This is a genomic window from Mesorhizobium sp. M7A.F.Ca.CA.002.09.1.1 (assembly GCF_003998555.1).
GTDB lineage: Bacteria > Pseudomonadota > Alphaproteobacteria > Rhizobiales > Rhizobiaceae > Mesorhizobium > Mesorhizobium ciceri.
Window position 1 is genome coordinate 1 of sequence record NZ_RZRR01001085.1, and the last position, 1,621, is coordinate 1,621.

Genomic DNA, 1,621 nt, shown 5'->3' on the forward strand with positions numbered 1-1,621 from the left:
GGGCGTCATCATCCTGGGTGCCGCGATCTTCTACGGAGTGCGGGTGCGAAACCCCTGACCTGAGACGGCGAAAGCAAGCCGACCGGTGTTCGCCGGGACCGACAAATCCACGCGTTCAGACAATTGCAAACAGATGGAGAAACATGGATGTCACCGCCAAAAAACATCATGTGCTATGGCGACTCGCTGACCTGGGGCTGGGTTCCGGTCAAGGAGGGGTCGCCGACCTACCGCTACCCCTATGACCAGCGCTGGACCGGTGTGATGGCGGCGGCGCTGGGAGGGGGCTACCACATCATCGAGGAAGGCCTGAGCGCGCGCACGACATGTCTCGACGACCCCAACGATCCGCGCCTGAACGGGGCGAACTACCTGCCCTCGGCCATCGCCAGCCATCTGCCGCTGGACCTGGTCATCGTCATGCTCGGCACCAACGACACCAAGTCCTATTTCCGCCGGACGCCTTATGAGATCGCCAATGGAATGGCGAAACTGGTCGGGCAGATCCTGACCAGTGCCGGCGGCATCGGCACCCCTTATCCGGCCCCCAAGGCGCTGGTCATTGCGCCGCCGCCGCTGACCCCGATGCCCGATCCATGGTTCGAGGGCATGTTCGGCGGCGGGCACGAAAAATCCAGGGACCTGGCCAGGCAGTACAAGGCGATGGCGGATTTCATGAAGATCGATTTCCTCAATGCCGGCGATTACCTCACCACGGACGGTGTCGACGGAATTCATTTCACCGCCGCAAACAACGCCGATCTGGGACGCGCCGTCGCCGACAAGGTCAAGTCGATCCTCGAGCCGGGCCAGGTCAGCACCGCCGCTTGAAGCCGCCACGCCCGTCGGCTTGCGGCACACAGGCCCACGGCGCAGGTGTGTCGCAGGTTCCTCCGGCGATGCACATCGATGCGGGGCCGAACGATGCGTTTGGCCCCGCATTGATATGGCGCCCGGCGCCGGCAGATGTGCGTCGATCTAGGGGCTTGGCCTCGGAACATCATCGGCCGATGCTTTGGTTTGACGATCGAAGACGACCGCCAGGCCGTTCTTGACGGCAAGTGAGGCGACCATGTCGTCGAGCTCGCGATCGGGAATGGCGGGTTTGAGGACCTGCCGGATGGCCCGATAGGCCTGCTCGGTCGACACATAGTCATAGCGCTTTTTACGCGCTTCCACATATTGCTCGATGAGAATGCCCAATCGGCGGGCGGCTATGTCATCTGGCTGCTGCAAGGGAGCCTCCTCAAGCGTCGATCGTTTGCAGACCCCCCGGATGTAAAAACCCACGCTGCGAAAGTTAAGGCCTGCGGCTGGTCCGAAGCCAAATAAATACGCTGTGGTCATCGACGATCCGCACGGCAGCCAAGCCAAGCGTCGGTCAAGGCCTTGGGCGAAATAGGGCGGCAGCGATCGGCTCCCAAGCGCGGAGCGATCCGCCCAGACGTGCATTCACAACAGCGTCGACAGAGCGGCCATGAAGTGGTCGTTTTCCGAAGTCGAGCCGATGCTGACACGCACATAGGTGTCAAAGCCCTGCTGCTTCCACGGTTTGACGATGACCCCTTGCCGCAGCAGGCCTTCGACGAAGACGGAGGCATCTTGCCGGCAGTTGAAGAAC

The 1,621-nt window shown here is 62.1% G+C and carries 2 protein-coding genes and 1 pseudogene; 1 reads left to right on the forward strand and 2 read right to left on the reverse strand.

Going from position 1 to position 1,621, the window contains the following annotated elements; translation table 11 throughout:
* Window positions 1–147 precede the first annotated feature (147 nt).
* Window positions 148–831 carry an SGNH/GDSL hydrolase family protein gene (locus EN994_RS30485; RefSeq protein WP_013530477.1) on the forward strand — a complete coding sequence of 228 codons (684 nt, stop codon included), beginning with the start codon at window positions 148–150 and terminating at the stop codon, window positions 829–831.
* A gap of 147 nt (window positions 832–978) precedes the next feature.
* Here the strand turns inward: EN994_RS30485 and EN994_RS30490 are convergent, their stop codons facing one another.
* Window positions 979–1,347, reverse strand: coding sequence for a hypothetical protein (locus EN994_RS30490; protein WP_224620654.1), 369 nt, complete (start codon window positions 1,345–1,347; stop codon window positions 979–981).
* A 105-nt stretch (window positions 1,348–1,452) separates the two neighbouring features.
* Window positions 1,453–1,621: pseudogene (locus EN994_RS36500) on the reverse strand (histidinol-phosphate aminotransferase); the annotation flags it as partial.

Coding starts and splice junctions, on each gene's coding strand:
- EN994_RS30485 (WP_013530477.1), top strand. CDS start 148: ATGTCACCGCCAAAAAACATCATGTGCTATGGCGACTCGCTGACCTGG.
- EN994_RS30490 (WP_224620654.1), bottom strand. CDS start 1,347: ATGACCACAGCGTATTTATTTGGCTTCGGACCAGCCGCAGGCCTTAAC.